21 protein-coding genes and 1 pseudogene are annotated in these 22574 nt (G+C 42.3%); 15 read left to right on the forward strand and 7 right to left on the reverse strand.

Annotated elements, in window-relative coordinates; genetic code table 11:
* The first annotated feature begins 255 nt into the window (after positions 1-255).
* The 3 genes from rph (at position 256) to RCH20_RS01720 (ending at position 2776) form a co-directional block, all read left to right on the forward strand.
* Positions 256-972: a ribonuclease PH gene (gene rph, locus RCH20_RS01710; protein ID WP_209956365.1), complete on the forward strand. Its 717-nt coding sequence runs from the start codon at positions 256-258 to the stop codon at positions 970-972.
* A gap of 86 nt (positions 973-1058) precedes the next feature.
* Positions 1059-1550 (forward strand): hypothetical protein, encoded by a 492-nt coding sequence (locus tag RCH20_RS01715; RefSeq protein ID WP_209956366.1) that lies wholly within the window; start codon positions 1059-1061, stop codon positions 1548-1550.
* A 359-nt stretch (positions 1551-1909) separates the two neighbouring features.
* Positions 1910-2776 carry a hypothetical protein gene (locus RCH20_RS01720; RefSeq protein WP_327192369.1) on the forward strand — a complete coding sequence of 289 codons (867 nt, stop codon included), beginning with the start codon at positions 1910-1912 and terminating at the stop codon, positions 2774-2776.
* Positions 2777-2983: 207 nt separating this feature from the next.
* Here RCH20_RS01720 and hemJ read toward each other — a convergent pair whose 3' ends face one another.
* From hemJ to serB, 6 genes are all read right to left on the reverse strand, one after another.
* Positions 2984-3418, reverse strand: a complete 435-nt coding sequence (hemJ, locus tag RCH20_RS01725) for a protoporphyrinogen oxidase HemJ (protein ID WP_209956367.1) — start codon at positions 3416-3418, stop codon at positions 2984-2986.
* Between the two features lie 151 nt (positions 3419-3569).
* A complete protein-coding gene (gene bioB, locus RCH20_RS01730; protein ID WP_209956368.1) occupies positions 3570-4691 on the reverse strand; it encodes a biotin synthase BioB in 1122 nt (373 codons plus the stop codon).
* A 253-nt stretch (positions 4692-4944) separates the two neighbouring features.
* Positions 4945-5451 (reverse strand): SCP2 sterol-binding domain-containing protein, encoded by a 507-nt coding sequence (locus RCH20_RS01735; RefSeq protein ID WP_327192370.1) that lies wholly within the window; start codon positions 5449-5451, stop codon positions 4945-4947.
* 186 nt (positions 5452-5637) lie between these two features.
* Positions 5638-6021 carry an AciT family ciprofloxacin tolerance protein gene (gene aciT / locus RCH20_RS01740; protein WP_327192371.1) on the reverse strand — a complete coding sequence of 128 codons (384 nt, stop codon included), beginning with the start codon at positions 6019-6021 and terminating at the stop codon, positions 5638-5640.
* 190 nt (positions 6022-6211) lie between these two features.
* A complete protein-coding gene (locus tag RCH20_RS01745; protein WP_327192372.1) occupies positions 6212-7216 on the reverse strand; it encodes a DUF368 domain-containing protein in 1005 nt (334 codons plus the stop codon).
* 97 nt (positions 7217-7313) lie between these two features.
* Entirely contained in the window at positions 7314-8585 is a 1272-nt protein-coding gene (gene serB / locus RCH20_RS01750) for a phosphoserine phosphatase SerB (protein ID WP_327192373.1), read from the reverse strand.
* A 421-nt stretch (positions 8586-9006) separates the two neighbouring features.
* Between serB and RCH20_RS01755 the strand changes: the two genes are divergently transcribed.
* The 7 genes and pseudogenes from RCH20_RS01755 (at position 9007) to RCH20_RS01785 (ending at position 14398) form a co-directional block, all read left to right on the forward strand.
* Entirely contained in the window at positions 9007-10494 is a 1488-nt protein-coding gene (locus RCH20_RS01755) for a hypothetical protein (RefSeq protein ID WP_327192374.1), read from the forward strand.
* A gap of 139 nt (positions 10495-10633) precedes the next feature.
* A complete protein-coding gene (locus RCH20_RS01760) occupies positions 10634-10870 on the forward strand; it encodes a PA3496 family putative envelope integrity protein (RefSeq protein WP_209956373.1) in 237 nt (78 codons plus the stop codon).
* 274 nt (positions 10871-11144) lie between these two features.
* The gene (locus RCH20_RS01765; RefSeq protein WP_209956374.1) at positions 11145-11702 is read left to right on the forward strand and encodes a UPF0149 family protein; all 558 of its coding nucleotides are present in this window, start codon (positions 11145-11147) and stop codon (positions 11700-11702) included.
* 67 nt (positions 11703-11769) lie between these two features.
* Positions 11770-12201, forward strand: coding sequence for a YbjQ family protein (locus tag RCH20_RS01770; RefSeq protein WP_209956375.1), 432 nt, complete (start codon positions 11770-11772; stop codon positions 12199-12201).
* A 24-nt stretch (positions 12202-12225) separates the two neighbouring features.
* Positions 12226-12699: a YbjQ family protein gene (locus RCH20_RS01775; RefSeq protein WP_209956376.1), complete on the forward strand. Its 474-nt coding sequence runs from the start codon at positions 12226-12228 to the stop codon at positions 12697-12699.
* Positions 12700-12814: 115 nt separating this feature from the next.
* Positions 12815-13089, forward strand: a pseudogene (locus tag RCH20_RS01780) (IS5/IS1182 family transposase); the annotation flags it as partial.
* A 394-nt stretch (positions 13090-13483) separates the two neighbouring features.
* Positions 13484-14398 (forward strand): bile acid:sodium symporter family protein, encoded by a 915-nt coding sequence (locus RCH20_RS01785; RefSeq protein WP_209956378.1) that lies wholly within the window; start codon positions 13484-13486, stop codon positions 14396-14398.
* Positions 14399-14581: 183 nt separating this feature from the next.
* Here RCH20_RS01785 and RCH20_RS01790 read toward each other — a convergent pair whose 3' ends face one another.
* Positions 14582-15712 carry a formate/nitrite transporter family protein gene (locus tag RCH20_RS01790; RefSeq protein ID WP_327192375.1) on the reverse strand — a complete coding sequence of 377 codons (1131 nt, stop codon included), beginning with the start codon at positions 15710-15712 and terminating at the stop codon, positions 14582-14584.
* A gap of 322 nt (positions 15713-16034) precedes the next feature.
* Here RCH20_RS01790 and RCH20_RS01795 point away from each other — a divergent pair, with 322 nt between their 5' ends.
* The 5 genes from RCH20_RS01795 (at position 16035) to RCH20_RS01815 (ending at position 22479) form a co-directional block, all read left to right on the forward strand.
* Positions 16035-19001: a valine--tRNA ligase gene (locus RCH20_RS01795; RefSeq protein WP_327192376.1), complete on the forward strand. Its 2967-nt coding sequence runs from the start codon at positions 16035-16037 to the stop codon at positions 18999-19001.
* Between the two features lie 131 nt (positions 19002-19132).
* Positions 19133-20125 carry a hypothetical protein gene (locus RCH20_RS01800; protein WP_209956380.1) on the forward strand — a complete coding sequence of 331 codons (993 nt, stop codon included), beginning with the start codon at positions 19133-19135 and terminating at the stop codon, positions 20123-20125.
* Between the two features lie 673 nt (positions 20126-20798).
* Positions 20799-21269 carry a hypothetical protein gene (locus RCH20_RS01805; protein ID WP_209956381.1) on the forward strand — a complete coding sequence of 157 codons (471 nt, stop codon included), beginning with the start codon at positions 20799-20801 and terminating at the stop codon, positions 21267-21269.
* 303 nt (positions 21270-21572) lie between these two features.
* On the forward strand, positions 21573-21995 hold the full coding sequence (locus tag RCH20_RS01810) for a YbaN family protein (protein ID WP_209956382.1): 423 nt from the start codon (positions 21573-21575) through the stop codon (positions 21993-21995).
* Positions 21996-22269: 274 nt separating this feature from the next.
* Entirely contained in the window at positions 22270-22479 is a 210-nt protein-coding gene (locus RCH20_RS01815; protein WP_062533834.1) for a cold-shock protein, read from the forward strand.
* Positions 22480-22574 lie beyond the last annotated feature (95 nt).

Here is a 22574-nt window from a genome sequence, read left to right on the forward strand (position 1 = left end):
GTAGCGTTGTTATTTTTACCACCCTATTTATGCTGCTCTTTAGCGTCAATTTCTGCCAAAAATACTGCGTAATAGTAAGCACTTATCTTGCTATTACGCAGCTGTCACGTTAGGATATCTCAAGTTTTGAGTCGATTAATTGCTCTGATATTTATATATCAAACTACTTACTGATCTATTCTTCACCCTATTCTTCAACTCGCAAACTGCTGGTTTTTATAATACCGCTTTTACCACACCGTACTAGGAATTTTTATGCGTATTGATAACCGTGAGCTTGACCAACTTCGCTCGATTACCTTTGAGCGTCACTATACCAAGCATGCCGAAGGCTCAGTTTTGGTCAGCTTTGGTGACACTAAAGTATTGTGTACCGCCAGTGTCGAGTCAGGCGTGCCGCGTTGGTTAAAAGGTAAAGGCAAAGGCTGGATTACTGCTGAATACGGCATGTTACCACGCGCGACCAACACCCGTAATCAACGCGAAGCAGCCCGCGGTAAGCAGTCCGGTCGTACCCAAGAGATTCAACGTTTAATTGGCCGTAGTCTACGTGCCATGATTGACTTGAGTAAACTTGGCGAAAACACTATTTATCTTGATTGTGATGTCTTACAAGCGGATGGTGGCACCCGTACTGCCAGTGTTACTGGGGCGGCTATTGCGCTAATCGATGCGCTTGAAAGCATTCAAAAAACTAAAAAACTAAAAGCAGATCCTCTGATTGGTCTAGTTGCTGCAGTCTCTGTGGGTATGAAAGATGGCGACGCTTATTTAGATTTAAATTATGAAGAAGATGCCAGCTGTGATACCGACTTGAACGTGGTAATGACCCAAAAAGGCGAATTTATCGAGTTGCAAGGGACTGCTGAAGAAAAGCCATTCACTCGTGCCCAAGCTGATGACATGTTAATACTGGCCGAAAAAGGTATTGCCGAGCTCATCGCTATGCAAAAGACGGCGCTCGGTTGGTAGGTTTGCAATATCGGTAATGCCATCGTCGACGGCTATTTAATAGTATTTTTAGCCCTCTCTATTTACCCCGTAACAGGTAGTAACCCATGCTCAAGCTAACTGATGACGGCGCAAAAATCACCTTGCAAGGGCAGCCCCAAGCATTAGACAATGGGCTGTTTTGGTTTGGCGTGGCGTTATTAGTAGGCGCGGTTGCGGTAGCGATGGCGATGAGTTTGCTGCCGGTACGATGGTCTATTGGCGCACTTGCTCTCCTGATTATTGGTAGTTTTATTTTTAATCGCAAACGCCAGTTGCACAAAAAAGCCATGATTGGTCATATCTGTAGCGGTATCTTATGGGTGCAAGACGGTGAGCTGGTACATGACAATCAGGGTAAACGTGAACATATTCATCTGCTAGAAGGCGACAAAGTAACGCTAGAAGGAGAGCAGCTACAGATTTTTGGTGCCGACAGTGTCCGTAAATACTCTATCAGCGGCTTTGAGAGCGTGCCAGAAGCGCAGGCCACTAAAGCTATCTTACAAGGTCAACCGCTTAATAAGCGTCATGCCAATATTAAGATGAGTAGTGATTGAGATTAAGATGAGTAGCGACTAAAATTAAGATGAGTAGCGAGCCAGATAAGTAGCGGTTACGTTTTCGTTCTGAAAGCTTAACATCCAAAGATCATTTTTTGATCGCTACCTTTTATACTTTAGGTTTAGCGCCCAGCCTATGTCAATGAGACTCCTTCAATTATTATTTTCAACAAGATCCTTTCAATTTAAATCTTTTATTCTTGATATACCGTGTTCGCATTTTACCTTCTACCTCGATTTACCCACCTTTTGTCCTTCGACAGTGATTAATAGTACTTGCAGTCGCTTGTCTAAATGGTTTATAACTACAAGCTGATAATTGGATTACCATGTACCAAGTTGACAAGGATCTAGTCATGCCACCATTGCTGGTTATTGCCTCGCGTAATGTATTATTTGCTCAATCTGCTATCACAACATTTACTACTATAAAAAAAGCACCTGTTGTCGCACTACTAACCCTGTTTTTAGGTAGTACGAGTTACGTTCATGCCGATAGTATGAGTGCACTGATTACACAAAAATCTACCCAGACTGAATCAACTGCTCGCTATAACCCATCGCAGACAATTGTTCCTTCTGCTAGAATTAGTACCCGCTCAACCATTCAACGCGCGCGTATCCCTTATCCAAGCATTGATAGTACTACTACTTTTAACACCGCCAAGCCAGTTGCTAATGGGTATGCATATGAGCCGCCCACTAAACCAGCTGTGGCTAACTCTTATCGTTATCCGAACGTACAACGACAGCCGGCAACTGTACTGCCTGCGTTTTTATCCGGTAGCTATGACAACGTTGACAGTGAGTATCTGCCGCTGCTGAGTAACGCTGAGACCCAAAGTAGTATTGCCGCCCGTGAGGTCGTCAGCACCGCACGTACTATGGCACTAAATGAGCGCACCATTATCCAGGGCGGCTGTTGGGATTATCTCAACGCAGTATTTAATCGGGCAGGAGTAACCAAGGATACTGTGCACAAAGGCGCTTATAGACAAGGGCCCTATGCCAATAGTAGTGATATCGAAGTGGGTGATTGGCTATATTATATTAATCATGGCTACAATGGTGTTGAGCATAGTGGACTGTTTGTTGGCTGGGTCGATGAAGCAGCCAAGCAGGCGCTGATATTGAGTTATGCCGGTGAGCAGCGCCGTGAGCCTGCACGTTATCGAGTTTATGACTTAAGCAATGTCTATCAAATCATGCGTCCTAGTGTCTAATAGGGTCAAGCAAATCTGAGTTGACAGCTGAATTAGACGTATTAAGTGTATGTTCTGTAGTAAGTCAGCGATACCTGCATCATTATCTATAAAACACAAATATAAAAAACAGAGTTAAAAAACAGAGTTAAAAAAGCGTCCGTAACTAATAAGTTATGGACGCTTTTTAGATTAAAATATGAAGGTTAGCTTAAAGTTAAGGCAATCTTAAAATGGTTGAACCACCACTAATATGACGATAATCACTAAGGCAATAACGGGTACTTCATTAAACCAGCGCCAAAAAACATGTGACTTATATTGTGGCTTGTCGACCAGCTTTTTACGATAAAAACCACAAGCACCATGATAGGCAGATAATAGAACCACCAACAAAATCTTGACGTGGAGCCAGCCTTGGGTTTTGTAGGCGTCCCAACCCAAGAACACCATCCACAAGCCAAAACCCCAAGTCGCTATCATCGAGGGAGTCATGATACCGCGATATAGCTTGCGCTCCATAATAATAAAACGCTCGTGACTGATCTTGTCGTCACTCATCGCATGATAGACAAATAGGCGAGGCAGATAAAAAATTGCCGCAAACCAAGTAACCATTGAAATAATATGCGCCGCTTTAATCCAGTCGAAATAATCTGCCATAGCTTGATCTCTTAATATACGGTTTCTGACTATCGATAAACGCTGACCAGTCTAAACCTATGTTGTCACCGCTGCAACGCTGGCAAGCTTACCTTATATTGGCACTGGCAAATGATAAAAGTCTGCCAGCATACCATCAGCGCACTTTAATTTATTCTGCTAACACCATTTGTGACTCATGACCATTCATTGCATCAATGACGGGTAATTGTTTAGGTGCTCTTGGCGCCGCAAATTGCTTGGTTAAGCCCAGTTCACGCATCAATCGGTCGTCGCCTGATTGGCTGGCATTACCAGTCGTTAGCAGCTTATCACCATAAAAGAACGAGTTAGCACCGCCCATAAAGGCTAAAGCTTGCTCGGCATCCGATAAGCTCTCACGCCCAGCGGACAGTCTTACATAGCTGCTCGGGCAGCAAATACGCGTGACTGCAATAGTGCGAATCCACTCAAGGACTGACAACTCACCCTCTGCTAATATTTTGTCACCAATGGGCGTACCTGAAACAGGAACCAGTAAGTTAACGGGAATAGATTCAGGTGCCTTCGGCATTTTTAGCAACTCATGTACCCAGTCGATCCGATCATCACGGCTCTCGCCCATGCCAACGATATTACCGCTACAGACATTGATACCTGAGTTGCGTACGTTGCTAATAGTATCTAGTCGCTCATCATAGCTGCGGGTACTGACTACTTGCTCATAGTAGCGTCTTGAGGTGTCCAGATTATGATTGTAATAATCTAATCCTGCATCGGCCAACTGGGTCGCTTGGTTGGTATCAAGCATGCCCAAGGTCATACAAGTTTCTAGCCCTAATGCCTTAACTTCCTTGACCAGCTCGACCACATAGGGCATATCTTTGGCACTCGGATGCTTCCATGCGGCTCCCATACAAAATCTTGATGAGCCACTAGATTTTGCGCGTTTAGCAGCAGCAATTACCTTATCAACGTCTATGCGCTTTTCTGCTTGTAGCTTGGTCTTGTCGCGGTGATGACCGGATTGTGCACAATAGCCACAATCTTCAGGACAGTTACCGGTTTTAATCGATAGCAAGGTACTAATTTGTACTTCATTGGCCACAAAATGCTGGCGATGAATGGTTTGGGCTTGTAACAACAAATCCATCAATGGCAAATCAAACAGCTGCGCAATCTGTTCGCGGCTGTGTACGCTAGATGTAGATGGTAACGTTGCTGTCGCGAAAAAGTCAGCTGCGATGTGAGTAGTACTGGTAGTAGGCTCTGTGATTGAAAGCAATCCTGCCATGAGCTAAATCCTTTTATAATAAGTGCCAGGTATAATAAATACCATGAAAAACAGAAAATATGAATAAATGATCAACTAGGAATCTATATAAGTTGAAAATTAAAAAAGCTCAAACTTATATAAACTCTGAATTTAATGCATAAAAAAAGTTACGGTAACCGTAGTATACCGCAACCTTAATAATAATAGCAGGGGTGTTCTGGCAAGTAGTTATGAGTACATTTACCGTTTAGACTCTTGGTTATTTAATCGCTTATTTACCCAGCTTATGCTTAGCGATACCAATCCAATGTTCAGCAAACTGTTGCGCTTTATAAGCATAAGGTTTGGCACGGGTGATATAAGGCTTAAGCTCTTCAGGAATAACTGGTACGATGTGTTTGGCAAGTTTATTGAACCACATCATCAGGCTGTAATCGCCTTCTATACTCAAATTACCTTCTTGAACTGCCGTCATAAAGGCTGGAAGACTGCCTTTAGTCAACAGCCTAACACCAGTCATAGAATCTTTAAAACTTATGGTTAGATTCGCTTTATCAGCGTGACCACTATGTTGGCTAAACTGGCCATTGTCAAAGCTAAAGTAACGTGCGACGTCCGCTTCTTGACTGGCAAACTCAATGATAACTGTACGATCAGCCAATAGTGATTTGAACTCTTCGTTATCACTATCAGCCAGCATTGACAATCTATAGCCAATGACTGTCAGTAACACATCTAATGGATCAGATTTGACATCTAAAACAGGAATAGTAAACATAGTTGAACTCCTAAAAAATGAGAAGTGAAATAGAGCCTACTCTATAGCAATTTTTACGACAATTATATAGGCGCATTTATATAGCCGCATTATAAACTATGAGCCCGTTTCAGTTCTTTAGTAATTACGTAGAGAGCGTTGAGTATTGTGTAACACTCGCCAGCCTATGATGTTTTTATGATGCAACTAGTGAAAACGGGGTTGATAGTCGTCATCGTACACAGGGGTATGCTCAATATAGCGTGCCGCCTCTAGTTCGCGCTGCCGCTGTACGGTTTGACTGAGATCATCATAACGCATGGCTCGAAATAGGACCCAACCCCCTAAAGGCAGCCAACTGATGCCCATTGCGGCTACATAGCTGTGCCACTCTGACAGCGTGAACCACTGCAGCAATACACTTTGCATAAATTCAACTGCCAACCAGTAGACCATGCCGCCAAACAGATACCACAGTAACCAACGCTGTGGTGATAGGGCGAGCGCTACAATTAATCCTGCTAGTAGGCCATAACCGAGCAGCGCGCCAGCGCTCCAGTTGCCTACACCTACCATAGAAAATACAGTCATAAACATCATCCATCTCGCTATTCATAAGGTGAATTTCAATAACACCATTATGAAAGCTCAAGGAATAAAGCTAAAGGGGGTCAGGGCGACTTTGCGACAACAGTTGACGTTTGGTTTAGTACAGATTTTTTATAAAAAATATCGCAGTAGCACCGTGCCGTTTCTAAATTGGGTTAACTATAACGATATATTAACTGCGATTACTACGGTGACCCCACCATGATAGCAACGAGACTAAAACGGCGCCCAACAGCATCAGCCCCAAAGTGGTCAGCCAATGCGCACCAGTAGGATATTGCCATGGTGCAACGTTGTTTATCGCATCGCTATTTAACGTACCTAAAGCATCCGTTTTCCACGGCCATACTTTAAGTAATGAGCCCGCAATAAAGCCCGTTAACAGCGCAAGTGTCCCTTGATAGTAGCGTGATAGCAGCCACTTAAGCATATGAGTAAATAGCAATAGTCCACTTGCCATACCCGCGACTACAGTCAAAATAATAGTCAGGTTAAAAGTATGTACGGCTTCCAGCACCGTATCATAAGCGCCTAATAACAGTAAAATAAACGACCCCGAAATACCAGGTAGGATCATAGCGCAAATCGCAATCGCCCCCGCAAAAAACAAATACGGTAAGCTTGGGGTGCTAGCCAGCATGGGCATACTACTAATAATAACGGCTGTGACCATACCAATAATAAATAAACTGGCACGTGCGGTATTCCAACGTTTAATCTCAGTTAATAATATAACGACCGTAGCCACCACTAGGCCAAAGAAAAACGACCAAATAAGCAGTGGTTGATTGTCCAATAAATGTTTAATAATACCGGCTAAAGTTACTAGACTGGTCGCAATACCCAATACTAAGCACAATAAAAACGTGGCATCAACGCGTCGCCAAACAGCAAGTAAGCCTTTGATACCACCATCTTGGCGAAATACCCCCCAAAGACTAGGGCCAATGCTGCCAAGGGCATTGATTAAGCGCTCGTAAATACCAGTAATCAGCGCAATTGTACCGCCAGAGACGCCTGGTACAATGTCAGCTGCGCCCATTACCATGCCTTTAACATAGACCCCTAGCAGCTGCTTAGGGCTGTCTTTTTGTGGGCCAGCATCATGTATAGGAGCGTTCTCTGCTGGTGGTCTCAGCGATGGTGAATCTGGGCGTGGGGAGGGTGATGCCGTCATGGACATTCCTTTGTTGTTTAAGGGTCGCACAAATTATAAAACCAGGCTAATGACGGTGACATTAACCTAGCTTGTTATTGAGGTAAACCGCTTGAATTTATTGCGCAGGAATCAGCGCAGGATAGCCAAGCGTATAAAGCACACCTTCAAGCCCAGTGACGTTGACCGCTACATCCGCGCGCGCTTGGACAATGGGCTTTGCAAGATAGGCAACGCCTAAATCAGCAATGGCCATCATTGGTAAATCATTAGCGCCATCACCGACACAGACCACTTGTGATAGCTCAATACCTAAACGTTCGGCAATACCTGTCACGATGGCGGCTTTTTTTGCGCCATTGACGATCGGCAGCTGCACATGACCGGTTACTTCGCCGCCTTCAACATCTAAATGGTTGGCGTGTACTTCATCAATACCCAGCTGTTCAGCGATATAACGGGCAAAATAAGTAAAGCCGCCCGAAACCAATACGGTATGATAACCTAAGGCCTTAAAGGCGCTAATAGTCGTACGTGCACCGGTTGATAACGTTAAACGGGCACAAATTTCATCAAGGACAGTAGTAGGAATGCCTTTTAGCAAATCCACACGTTGGGCAAAAGACTCGTCAAATTCAATTTCACCACGCATAGCGGCTTCGGTAATGGCGGCGACTTCTTCGCCGATGCCAGCGGTTTTTGCCAGCTCAACGATGACTTCTTGCTCAATCAAGGTTGAATCCATATCAAAGCAGACTAGCTTATGGGTACGTAGCATATGACCAATAGATAAAATATGACAATCGACTAGATTACGATCATCAAGGGCTGTTTTTTTGCTATCAGGATAGTCTTTGCTATAGTTTTCGGCCAAGTCGCGACGTAAGCTGGTAGTCAACTGATCATCAATGATGTGAGCGGCAGCGGTTTTTTTGCCAGGGTGCATGAGGGTATCGGTAACGGGCACTAGCAAATAACGAAATACTTGCGCCGGCACAAATGGCGGTTCAGCTATAGTTTTAGATTGACTGTCAGCGATCTTAGAGTCAGTGCTAGTAGAGTCAGTGCTAGTAGTGGCATTAGAAACATAAGCAGGATCAACGTCTTTAACGTCGATAGTGATATTGACAAAGGCCGCCTCAGTATCTTCTGCTACGGTTACTAGATGCCAGCTTGGCTGCTCATCGACCCATGACTGAATATACTGATGGATATCAAGTGCTGACACGTGTGCAGGTAATACCACAATTAAAGCGAAGACTGGCAGAGATTGCAGCGCGTCAAAATCTTGCAAATTGGTATCATCAGGTAATAGTGACGCTACAGAGTCGACGGCTTGTTGCCATGCTTTGCTGTCTTTTGGTAACGAATAAGGTGTATTTTTTGGCATGGCTCAATTGTCCCTTGTGTGCTCAGATAAGATTAGGAATAATAACAGCTTTACCGTGCAGCGCCTATAGACGACCGCCAAAGTACAACAGACGCATATTAACTGTAATTATAGCTAAAAAAGTGATTACCCTACAGTCGTGAAAATAAAACGATTAGATGAAATTTATGATAACCGCTAAACCTATGATGACCTCTATGGTGATATAGTGGATAATAGTAACTGGCCATTTATTAACGGCGCAATTGGGCCGAGTAAAGCCGATTCGAGTATGCTTCATCAACGTCAGCCCTCATAGCTTTCAATGAAGCCATCTTAAATTGAGCTACTATAGCAGCACATTGGTAGCAGCACACTTTTCCAAAAAATGAGCAGCAGTCTCGTTTTTTAATTCCTTTTATCTAAAAAAGTTTAACATATCATGATGTATTTAGCGCCGCGGCAAGGGTTGTTTGCCATTATTGTTTTGGTTAGTTTTTGTTTACAGACCTTATTACTAGTAATTAGCACCGACCAGCAGCTGACCAAAAGCCGCGCACAAAAAGGCGAGCAAATGGTCGCTCAGCTCATTGATGAAGCGCGCCTGTCTTTAGAGAATAAAGATCGGGTTAGTCTCAGTGTCATTGCTAATCGTTATACGATTGAACAAGATGTCGCGCGGATACTGATTAAAGATAATAATAACGATGTACTGGTGCCTGTGGGGAATGCGCCCATGCAGCAAGGTGCTACTATCCGCCAAATAGCTACCAAGGGTGATGCCGTTATTGGTAGTGTGTCACTGACCCTGAAGGATATTAGCAAAGGTGAAATCATTGCTATGCAGTGGCCATTTGTTATCGGCTCACTGTTCCTACATTTATTATTATGGTTGCTTTATGGTTATATTGCACGTCCAACCAAAGAGCAAATCAATGCGCTGAGTCATGATATTCAAGATTTACACCGCGAGCATTCTAGACAAGAGGGGCAACGTACCCAAGATCGTCAGTCAGCTGGTACCAGTATGATGGACAACGAACATAGCAGGGTAGATGATGGTCGCAACCAGGCTGGCAGTCAAACTACTGCTAATGATAATAATAAAGCTACTGTCAGCACGACTACGATTCATAGTGAGCTCAACGCCTATTTAAAGGAACAACAGACTCATGGAGGTCTGACTGACTCTAACATCGTGGACTCTGTTACTAATACAGTTGACGACGATACTAATCGTACTGCAGCCAGTGGTGAAAAAGATCAGATACCGGGTACTGATAGCGTTGCTTATGGGTTTAGAAGCAACCCCTCTAAGCTATCTGCTACCCGAGCTTTTGATAGTGTTAACGTACATATTGTATTTCACGATGAATACAATATGCTTGAACGCTTAGCGCCTGAGATGCGCATGCCCTATCTTGCGCTCTGTACTCAGCTGCTCGATCAAGCGCTCGTTGAATTGCTCAAGCAGCCATTACTGCTTGGTGTCAGCGCCATCAATGAGCCACATTTTAACGAAAAAGGGGCTTATGCAGAGCTCAAAGCTGATAATAGCCATGCTAAAGTAGCACTAGCTGGCGTCATGCTGGGCAAGTTGTATCTAATGCTCAATAAGATTATCCATGATAAGCATATTGAGCTGTCACGCTTTGCGTTACCAGTCAAAGCCGGGGTTAGCGACAGCGCTCAGGCCGATGCCATGACCCAACTGCTTGAAAGTGTGGGCAAAAAAGAGCAAATGCTCATCCTGTTGCCTAATTCTGGACTCAAGCAAATAGGTAACCACGTTCAAGTACAAAGCCTAAAGCGCCCGACAACTGTCTATGAGCGTGAGTGTGCGGTATTTGATGGTGGTAATGATGCTATGATTCAGCGACTGGCTGATGTCCGGAATGCGGTGCTAATGACCGAAAGTGAAGACGGGTAAATAATCCTATAGCCACCCCCATAATTGAGACTAAAATTGAGATTGTCATAAAAAGGTTGACAAGGCTTTATAGAGACTCTATAAGGCATATATATAAAGACGTATTTTTACACCTTTGCCTAAATAACAGGAGTTTGTCATGAGTGACGCTGATATTGATGATGATTTTGATGGTGACTTTGTTGATGATGATGACGCCAAAATGGTAGAAGAGGCAGAAACGAGCGTGCGTACACGTTTAAGTAGCCTTGAGAAACGACGCTTGATTGATAATTTATTAGAAGAGAAGCGTTTGGCAAAAGAATTAAAAGATGAGCTAGACGATTTAGATGATTTTGATGCTGATGGCGACGATTGGGATGATGACGATATCTAAGTCTCAAGATGATACTTAAGTGTTAGACCAATGTTGACCATGCGCTCAACAGAGCGTCATTACTGAACTGTGCCAAGCTTGTTAGACTCCGTGGTTAATTTTCAATGAGTGTTAGTTCTTAATGGTAGCCTTATAACAACCACTGTCTTAACAGTATTATTTAATGTCATCTGTTTAATCAAAATAACTTTTATTAGTATACTATTTACCATATTGCATTTAACAGATAGTCTGTTGCGCACGACGCAAGCTATCGACCAAGGACAAGTGACCCATGAGCAACCCGCTGAGCTTTGACGAATTACTGGATTTTTTAGACAACCAAGAGAGCCCGTTTGTGCTCGATAGTGTCGCGACTCACGGTTTTTTGACCGCTACTATCATTGGGCGACCACTACCAAATTGGATAGATGCGTTGTTTGAAGGCCATGTAAAAGAAATTCCAGAAAATGTCATCGATGGTATTCACCGCTGGCGTGCCTTCATTATGGATGAGCTCAAAAATGAGAAGCCCATCGAGCTACCATTTGGTGAAGACGCCGGCGATGAAGAAATCGCAGTCGATTTTTCTGATGAGTCAGATATTGTAGCGTGGTCGATTGGGTTTGTGGATGTTATGTATGGCGATGACGCTAGCGACTGGTTCGAAGCTGAAGATACTGCCGAAGACGTTGCCATACTAACCTTGCCAATGATTGTACTCAGTGGCATTGATGATGAAGATCCAGAGTTGGCAGAAATGCGTGCTGATCAAGATAAACTGGCACAAATGGCCAATAGTATCGAAGGTAATTTAACCGAGCTGTTTTTATTGTTCCATACTAATGACTAGTATCAAAGATTACTGTTGTCTCTAATCGTTATCTTTGAACCCTAAATATCACCGATAAGGTAATACCATGACCGTGCAACTGTCTAATCTTGAACACTTACCCAATTATCAAATCACTGAGCGTTTGGATGTGGTCTATGGTAGCACCGTGCGCTCAAAGCATGTCGGTAAGGACTTGTTTGCTGGTCTAAAAAACATTGTCGGCGGGGAGCTGACCGCCTATACCGAACTGTTAGAAGAATCGCGACAAGAAGCGATAGACCGGATGATCATAAAGGCGGAGTCCTTGGGCGCTGATGCCGTGGTTGGCCTGCGCTTTTCGACTTCTAGTATTGCTCAAGGTGCCTCTGAGCTGTTTGTCTATGGCACCGCGGTCAAGGTTGTACGGATGCAAGACCACTCTTTTCAAAATCAACCACCCACTGCGCCATATGAACAACAACAGAGTCAAACGCCAACGCCAGCCGCAGATCTGCCGCGCTTTAATCCCTTTGGCTAAGTTTTTTATGATAAGAGACCTGCCATGAATAACTCTATAACCCAAATGCTGTTTAACTATGCGCCGCTCATTATATTATTTGTGGTCGGTTGGTTTTTTGGCGCGCGGCATGAGCGTCAACATCTGGCGCAGTTGAGTATTTCAGAAAAAGAGCTCAACCATATTATCGTCTCTACCGAGCGCTTTTATCGACCTACCCTGCCGGCTAATAGCCAAGGTGAGCTGGTAATCGGTAGCGTGGTTATCGCCCAAGATTATTTTAAAATGGTGATTGCACGAGTGCTTAGCTTATTTGGCAAAAATCTAACCACATATGAGACCCTGCTGGATCGAGCACGGCGCGAAGCATTGGTACGTATGCGCACGCAAGCTCATATGAAAGGCTACAGCCATATTTATGGTTTGCGTTTAGAGGTCAGTAATATTAACCAGATGGGTAGCATGGTAGAAGCCATCGCTTATGGTACGGCGGTAATAAACATCGAAAAAGCTAAATAGCCTTCAGGTATCGCCTAAAATCAAGCAAGTATTCTAGAAAATATGAGGCATATCAGCAAGACACGCATTAACCGATAATCTCTGGGAGCCGCTAAAAGTGACTGTGAAGGACCATGGTTGCTATCTGCTATGTCACTAGCATGCAAGTGGAGCTAGGCTTGGTGAGTATAGAGCAATTAGACGAAGCTGTGACGCAGCAACGACGAAAATTCATTTATTCTGTGATGCTGATAAAGGTTATGATTCAGACGCTATCAGAAACCAAGATTGCACGTACGGTATGATACCAGTCATCCTTACAAGAAAAAATGCCACACCGCCTAATCCAGACTTGATAGTTATTTATACAAGTTACGCCATTTAGTAGAAAACGTGTTCGCGCGACTCCAGTATTGTTGCCGCATCCGCTATTCACCCTCATTTCCTTAAAAATCTCTTTATTATTTCGCATAGAAATAATTCTATATAACGATATCAATAAACCCATCTGCACCAAAATTCACCCAGCACTAAGCACAAAGTTTTTTTACTACTCCTTAATGATACAAGCTCAAGTTTAAATGTGGATTAAGTGAAGCAATCGTCAAAATGACTATGTACACACTTCCGCGCATTTCCCCTTTATAATCTGGTAAAAACTATAGAGCCCACAGAAAACATTTGTAGGACCAATAATTTTACTATAGGTTGCAAATAAGTACTTAAATTAAATACCTAGTAACATGTGTTAACTAAAATTTTATTTATTGACCTATATAAAGGTCCTATCTACATGGATGTAGTTATGGAAAGTGTTCAGCTAGTCACCTTAGTAAATTCAGTCGTTATTCCCATTTGTCTGTTTTTGATTATGATGGGGATGGGTTTATCCCTTGTTACAAACGATTTTAAACGAGTTGCAAAATATCCTAAAGCAGTGGGTATTGGTTTAACCAATCAGTTGATCATGTTACCGCTCATTGGCTTTGCACTGGCTAACATCATGCCACTACGACCCGAATATGCGGTAGGTGTCATGTTATTGGTGCTTTGTCCTGGTGGCACTACATCAAACCTGTTTACCTATTTGGCCAAAGGCGATGTCGCGTTATCAGTAACTATGACTGCGATTGCTAGTGTTATAACCGTCTTTACTATTCCTATTGTTTTGAGCTTTTCATTGATTTATTTTATGGGCACAGGTAGCGAATTTCAGTTACCTATCGTCAAAACAATGGTCTCCTTAGTAGTAATTACCATCGTGCCTATTAGTATCGGCATGCTGATTAGACGTTTTGCGCCAAGGGTAGCTGATAGCTCACAAGTACTAGTGTCTAGATTCGGCGTTACATTTTTGACCTTCTTGGTTGTTTTTTTGGTCTATGTCCAAAGAGATATCGTCGTTGCTGCCTTTATTGAGACCGGACCGGTATCATTACTCCTAAACGTCTCAACTATGGCGCTTGGTTATCTTTCAAGTAAGTTGTTCGGCTTAAACTTGGCACAAAGAACCTCAATCACTATGGAAGTAGGCTTACAGAACAGTACGTTATCGATATTTATGGCATTAACCTTATTGTCCAACTATGACATGTCAATGACCCCAGCTATCTATACTTTAGTGATGTTCTTTACTGCCGGGATCTTAGTAAAAATATTCAGCGCCAAGCATAAGAAAGCTCAAACAGAGAGTGATACTTTGGCAGCAGGCATGCTCTAAGTATTGGTTAACCATGACAGTAATCCCATAATAAACTTAGCCTCGCAAAGTTTGCTATGGGATATATTTTAATAGTTGCTAGAGCATCTTTTGCATAAATATCTTGAACACTACTTGATGATTACGTGAGAATCAATTATCAAATGGTTGTTAATCAACTATCACGTAATTAAGAACCACACACTACCGTTGACGTGCATTCATCCGCGCTGTGCTGTCATTCTTACCATCCTCGGTTTGCTGTTTAACTTTTTTAATCTCAAACAAAAAAATTCGGTTTTTAAGCACTGCCACAAACACCACCCCGCCAATCGTATTGCCTACTAGTACCACCAACAAAAATAACAAATAACTGCCTAAGCTGACGCTATCGCCATACAGTAAGGCAGAAAATACCTCAATATTGCCGACGATACTGTGGTGCAAGCCCAAAAAGCCAATACTACCGGTAATTAATGACACCAGTACGATACGGCTAATGGTATCGCGTGCTGAGGTCACTAGCCATGCGGCTACGCCCATCATCCAGCCCGCTAAGATTGAGCTGCCAAAAATGACCCACCATTCATAGCCTAAAACATGCTGCGCATAAGCGTCAACATCTGCAATGCTGAACAACTTCATATTAATACCTAAGCCAATCATCAGCGCTGCAAACAGACAGCCACCCACAATATTTCCCGCGATAACGATGCCCCACAAGCGTAGCAGCTTCCATAACGGCTCGATTTTATTGAGCACTGGCAAACTTAATAAAGAGGTCTGTTCGGTGAATAATAATGACTGACCAATGACCACGATAATAAAGCCTATTGGATATAACAGGGAGGACAACACTATCGCATATTGACTAGGTAACACGTCGCTGAGTAGCGCAAATGCCGTTAAAATAACAAATAAGCTGATACCAATCTCTAGCCCTGCGGTAAAAGCACTGGTAAATAACGAGCCCAGCGAGCGATTAAAAGTTTCTTTGGCATCCATGAATTGCTCAACCAAAATGCTGGCATAGCTTTTGGGTGCACTAAAGTTATCATCACTGGCGACTTCTTTGATGGTTTCTTTGTCTTCGTTACTGACCACTTCAGAAAAATCGTCGTCTGCTAAATTTTTGGTAACGTCGGCAGAGGATTGATTGTTACTGTCATCAATCTCGTCGCTGTTATTTTCTTCTGTACTGTTATTAACTTCATTTTCGACTGATGATTTTTTCTGTTCCATTTGGTGATTTGAACCGTTAGCATTACCGTCAACGATATCTTGATGATTTTTGTGAGTAGCGTCAGAAGTGAGGTTATCTTTATAATTAGACATAATGATCTCCTTATATCAGGTGATTAAGGGTCGTTCTAAACGGTCTTTGTGCGATAGAGTGAGGAAAAATCATCCGAAGCTAACAAAGTTTGCTTATATAAGATAAAATCATCTCATTATCTTTTTTCTACCAGTATATTTCATTAGTATCCTGTTTATTATCTATCGCAAGTATTATTTTTTTAAGCCTGCTTGCGTTGGTAAATTGTATGAGATTGGCAGTAGCTATCCAGTTTATAGTCCTGCTATGAAGGACCATTCATACAACCATTTTTTTATAACCATACTATTGTACCAATTCACTTTTTAGTTTGAGAGCCCTATGAGTAACCCCCCTAATAGTCAAAACACCAAAACTAACTTAACCACTTCTATCCAAGCTGCTTTAACTCAACTTGAAAATGCCTATAATCCAAGTCAGGTTGAGGCCGGCATGTATCAAGGCTGGGAAGACAATGGCTATTTTCAGCCGACCTTTGATAAAGAAGAGTCGTTTTCTATCGCGTTGCCACCGCCGAACGTTACCGGTTCCCTACATATGGGCCATGGCTTCAACAATGCTATCATGGATGCCCTGACTCGCTATCACCGTATGGATGGTGACAATACGCTCTGGCAGCCGGGTACGGACCATGCGGGTATCGCCACTCAGATGGTGGTTGAGCGTCGTCTGAATGCTGAAGGTATTAAGCGTCATGATTTAGGACGTGACGCCTTTATCGATAAAGTCTGGGAATGGAAAGAAGAGTCAGGCGATAACATTACCACTCAAATTCGTCGTTTAGGCAGCTCGGTAGATTGGTCACGTGAGCGTTTTACCATGGATGACGGTCTGTCTAATGCGGTAAAAGAAGTGTTCGTGCGTCTGTTTGATGACGGATTGATTTATCGTGGTAAGCGTTTGGTGAATTGGGATCCAAAGTTCCAAACCGCGTTATCAGATTTAGAAGTGGAAAACCATGACGAAAAAGGCAGTTTATGGCACTTTCGCTATCATTTCACCGATAAAGACATTACTACCCAAGATGGTAAGCACTATTTAGTGGTTGCAACCACCCGCCCTGAAACCTTATTAGGCGATACAGCAGTTGCGGTCAATCCAAGCGATGAACGTTACGCACATTTAGTTGGCAAAACCATTACCTTGCCAATTACTGGTCGAGTCGTACCTATTGTTGCCGATGATTATGTCGAAAGCGACTTTGGTACCGGTTGCGTCAAAATCACACCTGCTCATGACTTTAATGACTATGAGCTTGGTCGTCGTCATGATTTACCTTTGATTAATATTCTTGATGCTCATGCCAATATATTGCCAGCAATGGAAGTCTATCCTGACCTGCAAACTCGCGACCCTGAGCTTGAAACTACCCCAAGTGAATATGCTGGACTGGAGCGCTTTGCGGCACGTAAAGTTATGGTCGAGCAAGCACAAGAGCAAGGCTGGCTAGAAAATATCGAAGACTATGCGCTCAAAGCACCACGTGGTGACCGTAGTGGGGTTATCGTCGAGCCATGGTTGACTGATCAATGGTATGTGGCGGTTGAAAAGTTGGCTCAGCCTGCCATTGATGCGGTAGAAAATGGCAGTATCGAGTTTGTCCCTGCGCAATATAAAAACATGTATATGGCGTGGATGAATGGTCTACAAGACTGGTGCATCAGCCGTCAGCTATGGTGGGGTCATCGTATTCCAGCTTGGTATGACGACGCAGGCAGCATCTATGTGGCGCGTGATGAGGCGGAAGTACGCAGCAAGTATAACCTAGGCGCTGAGGTCAGCTTACGCCAAGATGACGACGTGCTTGATACTTGGTTTAGCTCGGGTCTCTGGACGTTTAGTACCTTAGGTTGGGCAGATGAGAATGCGGATGCAAAAGTAATGGAAACCTTCCATCCGACCAGTGTTTTGGTCACTGGCTTTGACATTATTTTCTTTTGGGTCGCTCGCATGATCATGATGACCATGCACTTTGTCAAAAATGAAGATGGCACCCCGCAAGTCCCGTTTAAAACTGTTTATGTGCATGGCTTAGTACGCGATAGCTTTGGCCAAAAAATGTCTAAATCTAAAGGTAACGTGCTTGATCCTATCGACATCATCGATGGTATCGATCTTGAGACCTTGGTCACTAAACGTACTAGCAATATGATGAACCCTAAAGACGCGGCCAAAATTGAAAAGCAAACCCGTAAAGAGTTCCCAGAAGGTATTCCAGCCTTTGGTACTGACGCGCTACGCTTTACCTTTACCTCTTTAGCCAGTACTGGACGCGATATCAACTTTGATCTTAAACGGGTTGAAGGCTATCGCAACTTCTGTAACAAGATTTGGAACGCCAGCCGTTTTGTACTGATGAACTGTGTTGATAGTTCTGAAGCAGGGCAAGGCAATGCGCTACCTATCGACCAAATGGCCAAACCAGAAGTTTGGGAGTTGCCTGAAAAGTGGATTATCAGCCGTCTGAACTCTACTGTTGCCAATATTCATCAGCATTTTACTCAGTATCGTCTGGACATGGTCAGCCATGATATCTATGAGTTTATTTGGAATGAATATTGTGATTGGTATGTTGAGCTTGCTAAAGCCAGTCTAAATGATGACTCGGTGACGGACGCGCGCAAAGCGCAAATACGCTACGTACTGCTACATGTACTAGAAACTGCTCTACGCTTTACTCATCCAATTATGCCGTATCTGACTGAGCAAATTTGGCAGACTATCGCGCCACTATTAGATCGTAAAGACACTGACAGCATCGTTATCGCCGCCTATCCGCAAACTGACACTACCCAAATCAGTGAGCAGATTGAAGCTGATATGGCCTGGCTACAACAATTGATTGCTAGCGTGCGTAATATTCGTGGCGAGATGAAACTGGGCAACGCGGTACGTCTACCAGTTCTACTACAAAATATCTCACTAGCTGAAGATGAGCGTTTATCGCGTATCGCCAATCAGTTTAAAGCTCTGGCAAAAGTAGAGAGCTTAACCATCGTCAAAGAGGGTGATGACGTGCCATTGTCATCATCTAGTATGATCGGACAGCTGCGCGTATTAGTACCGATGAAAGGACTGATTGACCCAACTGCTGAGCTAACTCGTTTGGATAAAGCGTATGAAAAGCTACAAAAGCAAGCCGAAGGTATCTCGCGCAAATTAGGTAACGAAGGCTTTGTCAGTAAAGCACCTGCCGAAGTCGTTGACGCTGAAAAGGCAAAATTGACCGAGCTAGAAGGGCAGCTGGTCGCGATGACGGCGCAGATGGAGCAGCTAAAGAATTTATAGGTTGTACGTAGCTTGTAGGTAGCTACTGTCCTTATAAAAACATGGCTTATGATGAGCGTTATCATAAGCCATGTTTGTTAGTGGTAACCCATCAACTATACTTATAAATTTATTAGAGCTGGAATACGCTTATGGATAGTGTTTTTTTTAAGCTTGTCATTATCGCTTTACTACTTGCTATCCCTATATTTTTCTTATATCGAAAAACACGACAAGATTCTCCAAAGTATAGACAACTAAAGACTTATTCTACTATAGCCTTTGCTAGAGAAGAGTATTGTGAGAGTCAATTTAAAAGTACGATGCTGCTGTTATTGACTTGCGGTAGTCATGAGCAATCCACAAAAAGTAGAAGCTCCTATGATAATACCTATGAGCAATATAGCTTTATTTTTAACAAAGTCACTGAATTACAAGAGCAGGTCAACGCTAGCATTGCTAAGTTAGAAGCCAATATCTCTCTTATAATAAAAGAATTAAAAAACAGTAGCCGCTTAGTCAATGATGCTGAAAATATAAAAATATTAATAGAAGAAATAAAGTCTACCGACAAGATAGATATCGAAGTAGAGAAGATCGATAGTCTTGGTTTTACTAAAATAGAGCGATTGCGGCAGTGGTTGCCATCCATATCAATATTTAACGGTGTTATGGCTGGGTTATTAACGATATTAGTCATTTGGTTCTTAATACTAGCCTTGGGCGGTGCGGGTACAACACTCATGAGCTACGTTATCGTTTTAATCATGTTAATCATACCTTTAGTTATCCTCTCTGCACTACAATCTCGCGTTAATATCAGAAATTTTGGATATCAAGATACGTTAATCATAGAGAAGATAACATCTATTCTAGATAACTCGCAAAAACTAGAAGACATACTCGCATCTCTTAAAGCTAGCAATCATACATTAGACGTTTACTTCAATGAGATAGCGACTATCAATCATGAGCTAACTGAGGTTCTATATAAAAATAGTGCCTATGTTAAGGCAGCTAGGAGATCGAAGGCTTTGTTTAAAAAAGAGGCTTATACGGAGATAGAGCAGCAATTAGTAAAAAGGATAAGTGTGTTGGTATATGATTTAAGAGGAGAGGTGGCGGTTAGTTCGGTACTGGGTTAGAATTTGAAGTATTTCACCAAACATATGTTTTATTAGTAAAGCGACTGTTTAAGTGGTTGGTGTTGAATCAAACAAGTTAATTAAGTTATAAAGGCAATGAATTGCGATAACAATATAGATACTCGCTTATGATAAAGCTATACCGTTGATACTTGGCTCAAATCCAACCTAGTAAATTTAAGGTTTGCATACAAAAGCCGTTCCAGATAGCATTGTGAGCGTTTTTTTTATACCAGTAAACAAAGTATGCTTTCTTAAATATTTCAACTGGCATAGAATGGCCGCTAGTTATCTCATCAACGAGCCATGCTCACTGTTAAGTTGGGCTAATAGCGACGATACAGTACTGAAAATATTGAATGTCAGAAGTAGAAGTCCAATAGAGGTAGAGATTAATAGCTTTGTATCAGTTAAACTAAACAAATAACTGTCGCAAATAAGTTGAGCGACATAGTAGTAGCTCGTACAGTAAGCGACAGTGTCACTACAGTAAAAGCGGCCGGACTAGTAGCTCTGTATTAACGAAAAACTTGGATTAACCAGATAAGTAAGTCCTTATAATCCAGACGTTTGAGTCTACTCAAATTAGAACTCAGGCATTAAAATTTGTTAATGTATAGAGCAATAATATAGGTAGTATATTCGAGCCGTTCTTTCATCGAATCATGGAGCAATGATTATCCTAAATCTATACGTTTTTTTGTGGGTTATTCTTACATCTTCTTTACTTATTATTACGGTAAGTAAGATAAATGCCTATAGGGCCGTGGTTAGAAGAGGGGCTATTGCTAGAAAACCCATACCTGGTAGCTTTGATATCGAAAATAGCTTTTATAAAACTGATGCAACTTGGCACGATATTATATTTTTTCAGGGCTCTATATCAGGGTTAATTGCTTTTTTATTACTGTTAGTTTTTAAGATTAAAGTTTTATTTCCTGTGATGAATACTCTTCTTGGTGTCTTTTTCCAAGTTATATTATTTTCGTTGGCCGTTTATTTTTTTGGGGTAGCGATTGAAAAGCTTGGTATCACCCTAGGAAAACGTAATATTAACGACAAACAGATGAATGAAAAATATGTTGTGGTCATAATGCTCAGTTACTTCTTATCGTTTATTGTTTTCGTATTTTCGTTAGTATAAAATATATTTATAACTGCTTTATTCCTGCTATAGAAGACCGCTCTAGGTTGAATGCCAAGCGGTTTTTTTACTTAATCAAGCGTATCAAATAGTAGTTTCCCCCTGAGCTGATACACTTGTTGTTCAGTAAATATTAGCTGCTTCGTAAGACATGTCACTTACTTAACTACTCAACAATAATACGCTTGTATAGCAAAACGACTCAAATTCAGTATTGCACGGTTTTGTCAACTACTGCATGCTAAGCTACTCATATAGGTAATAAACATTACCTACCATTTATCACCTTTTGATACCGCAGCCATGACTGAACAAAAACGCACCTTCTATTACCGTCCTAAGACCAACCAATCCAATAACCCTACGGTGCGTTGGCTGTTTTTGCTATTAGGCTGGTTATTTTTTGCATTAGGAATAATTGGCGTGCTGCTGCCAGTAATGCCAACCGCGCCATTTGTACTACTGGCGGCAGGATGTTGGGCACGCAGTTCACGTCGTTTTCATTTTTGGCTCATTAATCATCGGTCCTTTGGCAAGTTTGTACGTGACTGGGAAGATAAGCGTGCTGTGCCTCGTTATGCTAAGTGGCTAGCGACGATTATGATGACTATATCCACCAGTATGCTGTTTTATAAACTGCCAGACGCCACGCTGTGGATGGCTTGGGTGGTCGCAGTAATTTGTACTGGAGTAGCAATATTCATGTTCCGACTACCTGACGCATAGTCAAGAACTCCTTCAATTCTTAGACATCTGAGAGGCTTAAAAGGGCTGAAAACAGGTGTACATTTGTAACCTATTACCTTAATTGCCAGATAGGGCTTGCGCTATTGGTAGAAGCCCCTTATAATACGCACAAGCTTAAGAGCAGTTCTGCACCAAATCATTACCTCGTAGTATTAGTTATAATCCTTCGTTTTAATATTTATTGTTCAGTAGCTATTTGCAAGCGTTGTCGGTCATTAGACCATTATTAGATTAAAAAATTAGGATTATGAATATGTCAGATACTATGAAAGGTACAGTTAAGTGGTTTAACGAAGCTAAAGGCTTTGGTTTTATCGCTCCAGAAAGCGGTGCTGATGTTTTTGCTCATTACAGCGAAATCACTGGTTCAGGCTTCAAAACTTTAGCTGAAGGCCAAGAAGTTGAGTTCACAGTAACTCAAGGTCAAAAAGGCCCACAAGCACATAACATCGTTGCTATCTAATTAGCAAAATGTGGTTATCGCTTACTACAACAAGTAAATGACAACCACAATATGCGAAAAAAAACGAGCCTCCGGGTTCGTTTTTTTTCGTCTGC

The organism is Psychrobacter sp. PL15, assembly GCF_035984995.1.
In the GTDB taxonomy this organism is placed as follows: domain Bacteria; phylum Pseudomonadota; class Gammaproteobacteria; order Pseudomonadales; family Moraxellaceae; genus Psychrobacter.

Coding starts and splice junctions, on each gene's coding strand:
- rph (WP_209956365.1), top strand. CDS start 256: ATGCGTATTGATAACCGTGAGCTTGACCAACTTCGCTCGATTACCTTT.
- RCH20_RS01715 (WP_209956366.1), top strand. CDS start 1,059: ATGCTCAAGCTAACTGATGACGGCGCAAAAATCACCTTGCAAGGGCAG.
- RCH20_RS01720 (WP_327192369.1), top strand. CDS start 1,910: ATGCCACCATTGCTGGTTATTGCCTCGCGTAATGTATTATTTGCTCAA.
- hemJ (WP_209956367.1), bottom strand. CDS start 3,418: ATGGCAGATTATTTCGACTGGATTAAAGCGGCGCATATTATTTCAATG.
- bioB (WP_209956368.1), bottom strand. CDS start 4,691: ATGGCAGGATTGCTTTCAATCACAGAGCCTACTACCAGTACTACTCAC.
- RCH20_RS01735 (WP_327192370.1), bottom strand. CDS start 5,451: ATGTTTACTATTCCTGTTTTAGATGTCAAATCTGATCCATTAGATGTG.
- aciT (WP_327192371.1), bottom strand. CDS start 6,021: ATGACTGTATTTTCTATGGTAGGTGTAGGCAACTGGAGCGCTGGCGCG.
- RCH20_RS01745 (WP_327192372.1), bottom strand. CDS start 7,216: ATGACGGCATCACCCTCCCCACGCCCAGATTCACCATCGCTGAGACCA.
- serB (WP_327192373.1), bottom strand. CDS start 8,585: ATGCCAAAAAATACACCTTATTCGTTACCAAAAGACAGCAAAGCATGG.
- RCH20_RS01755 (WP_327192374.1), top strand. CDS start 9,007: ATGATGTATTTAGCGCCGCGGCAAGGGTTGTTTGCCATTATTGTTTTG.
- RCH20_RS01760 (WP_209956373.1), top strand. CDS start 10,634: ATGAGTGACGCTGATATTGATGATGATTTTGATGGTGACTTTGTTGAT.
- RCH20_RS01765 (WP_209956374.1), top strand. CDS start 11,145: ATGAGCAACCCGCTGAGCTTTGACGAATTACTGGATTTTTTAGACAAC.
- RCH20_RS01770 (WP_209956375.1), top strand. CDS start 11,770: ATGACCGTGCAACTGTCTAATCTTGAACACTTACCCAATTATCAAATC.
- RCH20_RS01775 (WP_209956376.1), top strand. CDS start 12,226: ATGAATAACTCTATAACCCAAATGCTGTTTAACTATGCGCCGCTCATT.
- RCH20_RS01785 (WP_209956378.1), top strand. CDS start 13,484: ATGGAAAGTGTTCAGCTAGTCACCTTAGTAAATTCAGTCGTTATTCCC.
- RCH20_RS01790 (WP_327192375.1), bottom strand. CDS start 15,712: ATGTCTAATTATAAAGATAACCTCACTTCTGACGCTACTCACAAAAAT.
- RCH20_RS01795 (WP_327192376.1), top strand. CDS start 16,035: ATGAGTAACCCCCCTAATAGTCAAAACACCAAAACTAACTTAACCACT.
- RCH20_RS01800 (WP_209956380.1), top strand. CDS start 19,133: ATGGATAGTGTTTTTTTTAAGCTTGTCATTATCGCTTTACTACTTGCT.
- RCH20_RS01805 (WP_209956381.1), top strand. CDS start 20,799: ATGATTATCCTAAATCTATACGTTTTTTTGTGGGTTATTCTTACATCT.
- RCH20_RS01810 (WP_209956382.1), top strand. CDS start 21,573: ATGACTGAACAAAAACGCACCTTCTATTACCGTCCTAAGACCAACCAA.
- RCH20_RS01815 (WP_062533834.1), top strand. CDS start 22,270: ATGTCAGATACTATGAAAGGTACAGTTAAGTGGTTTAACGAAGCTAAA.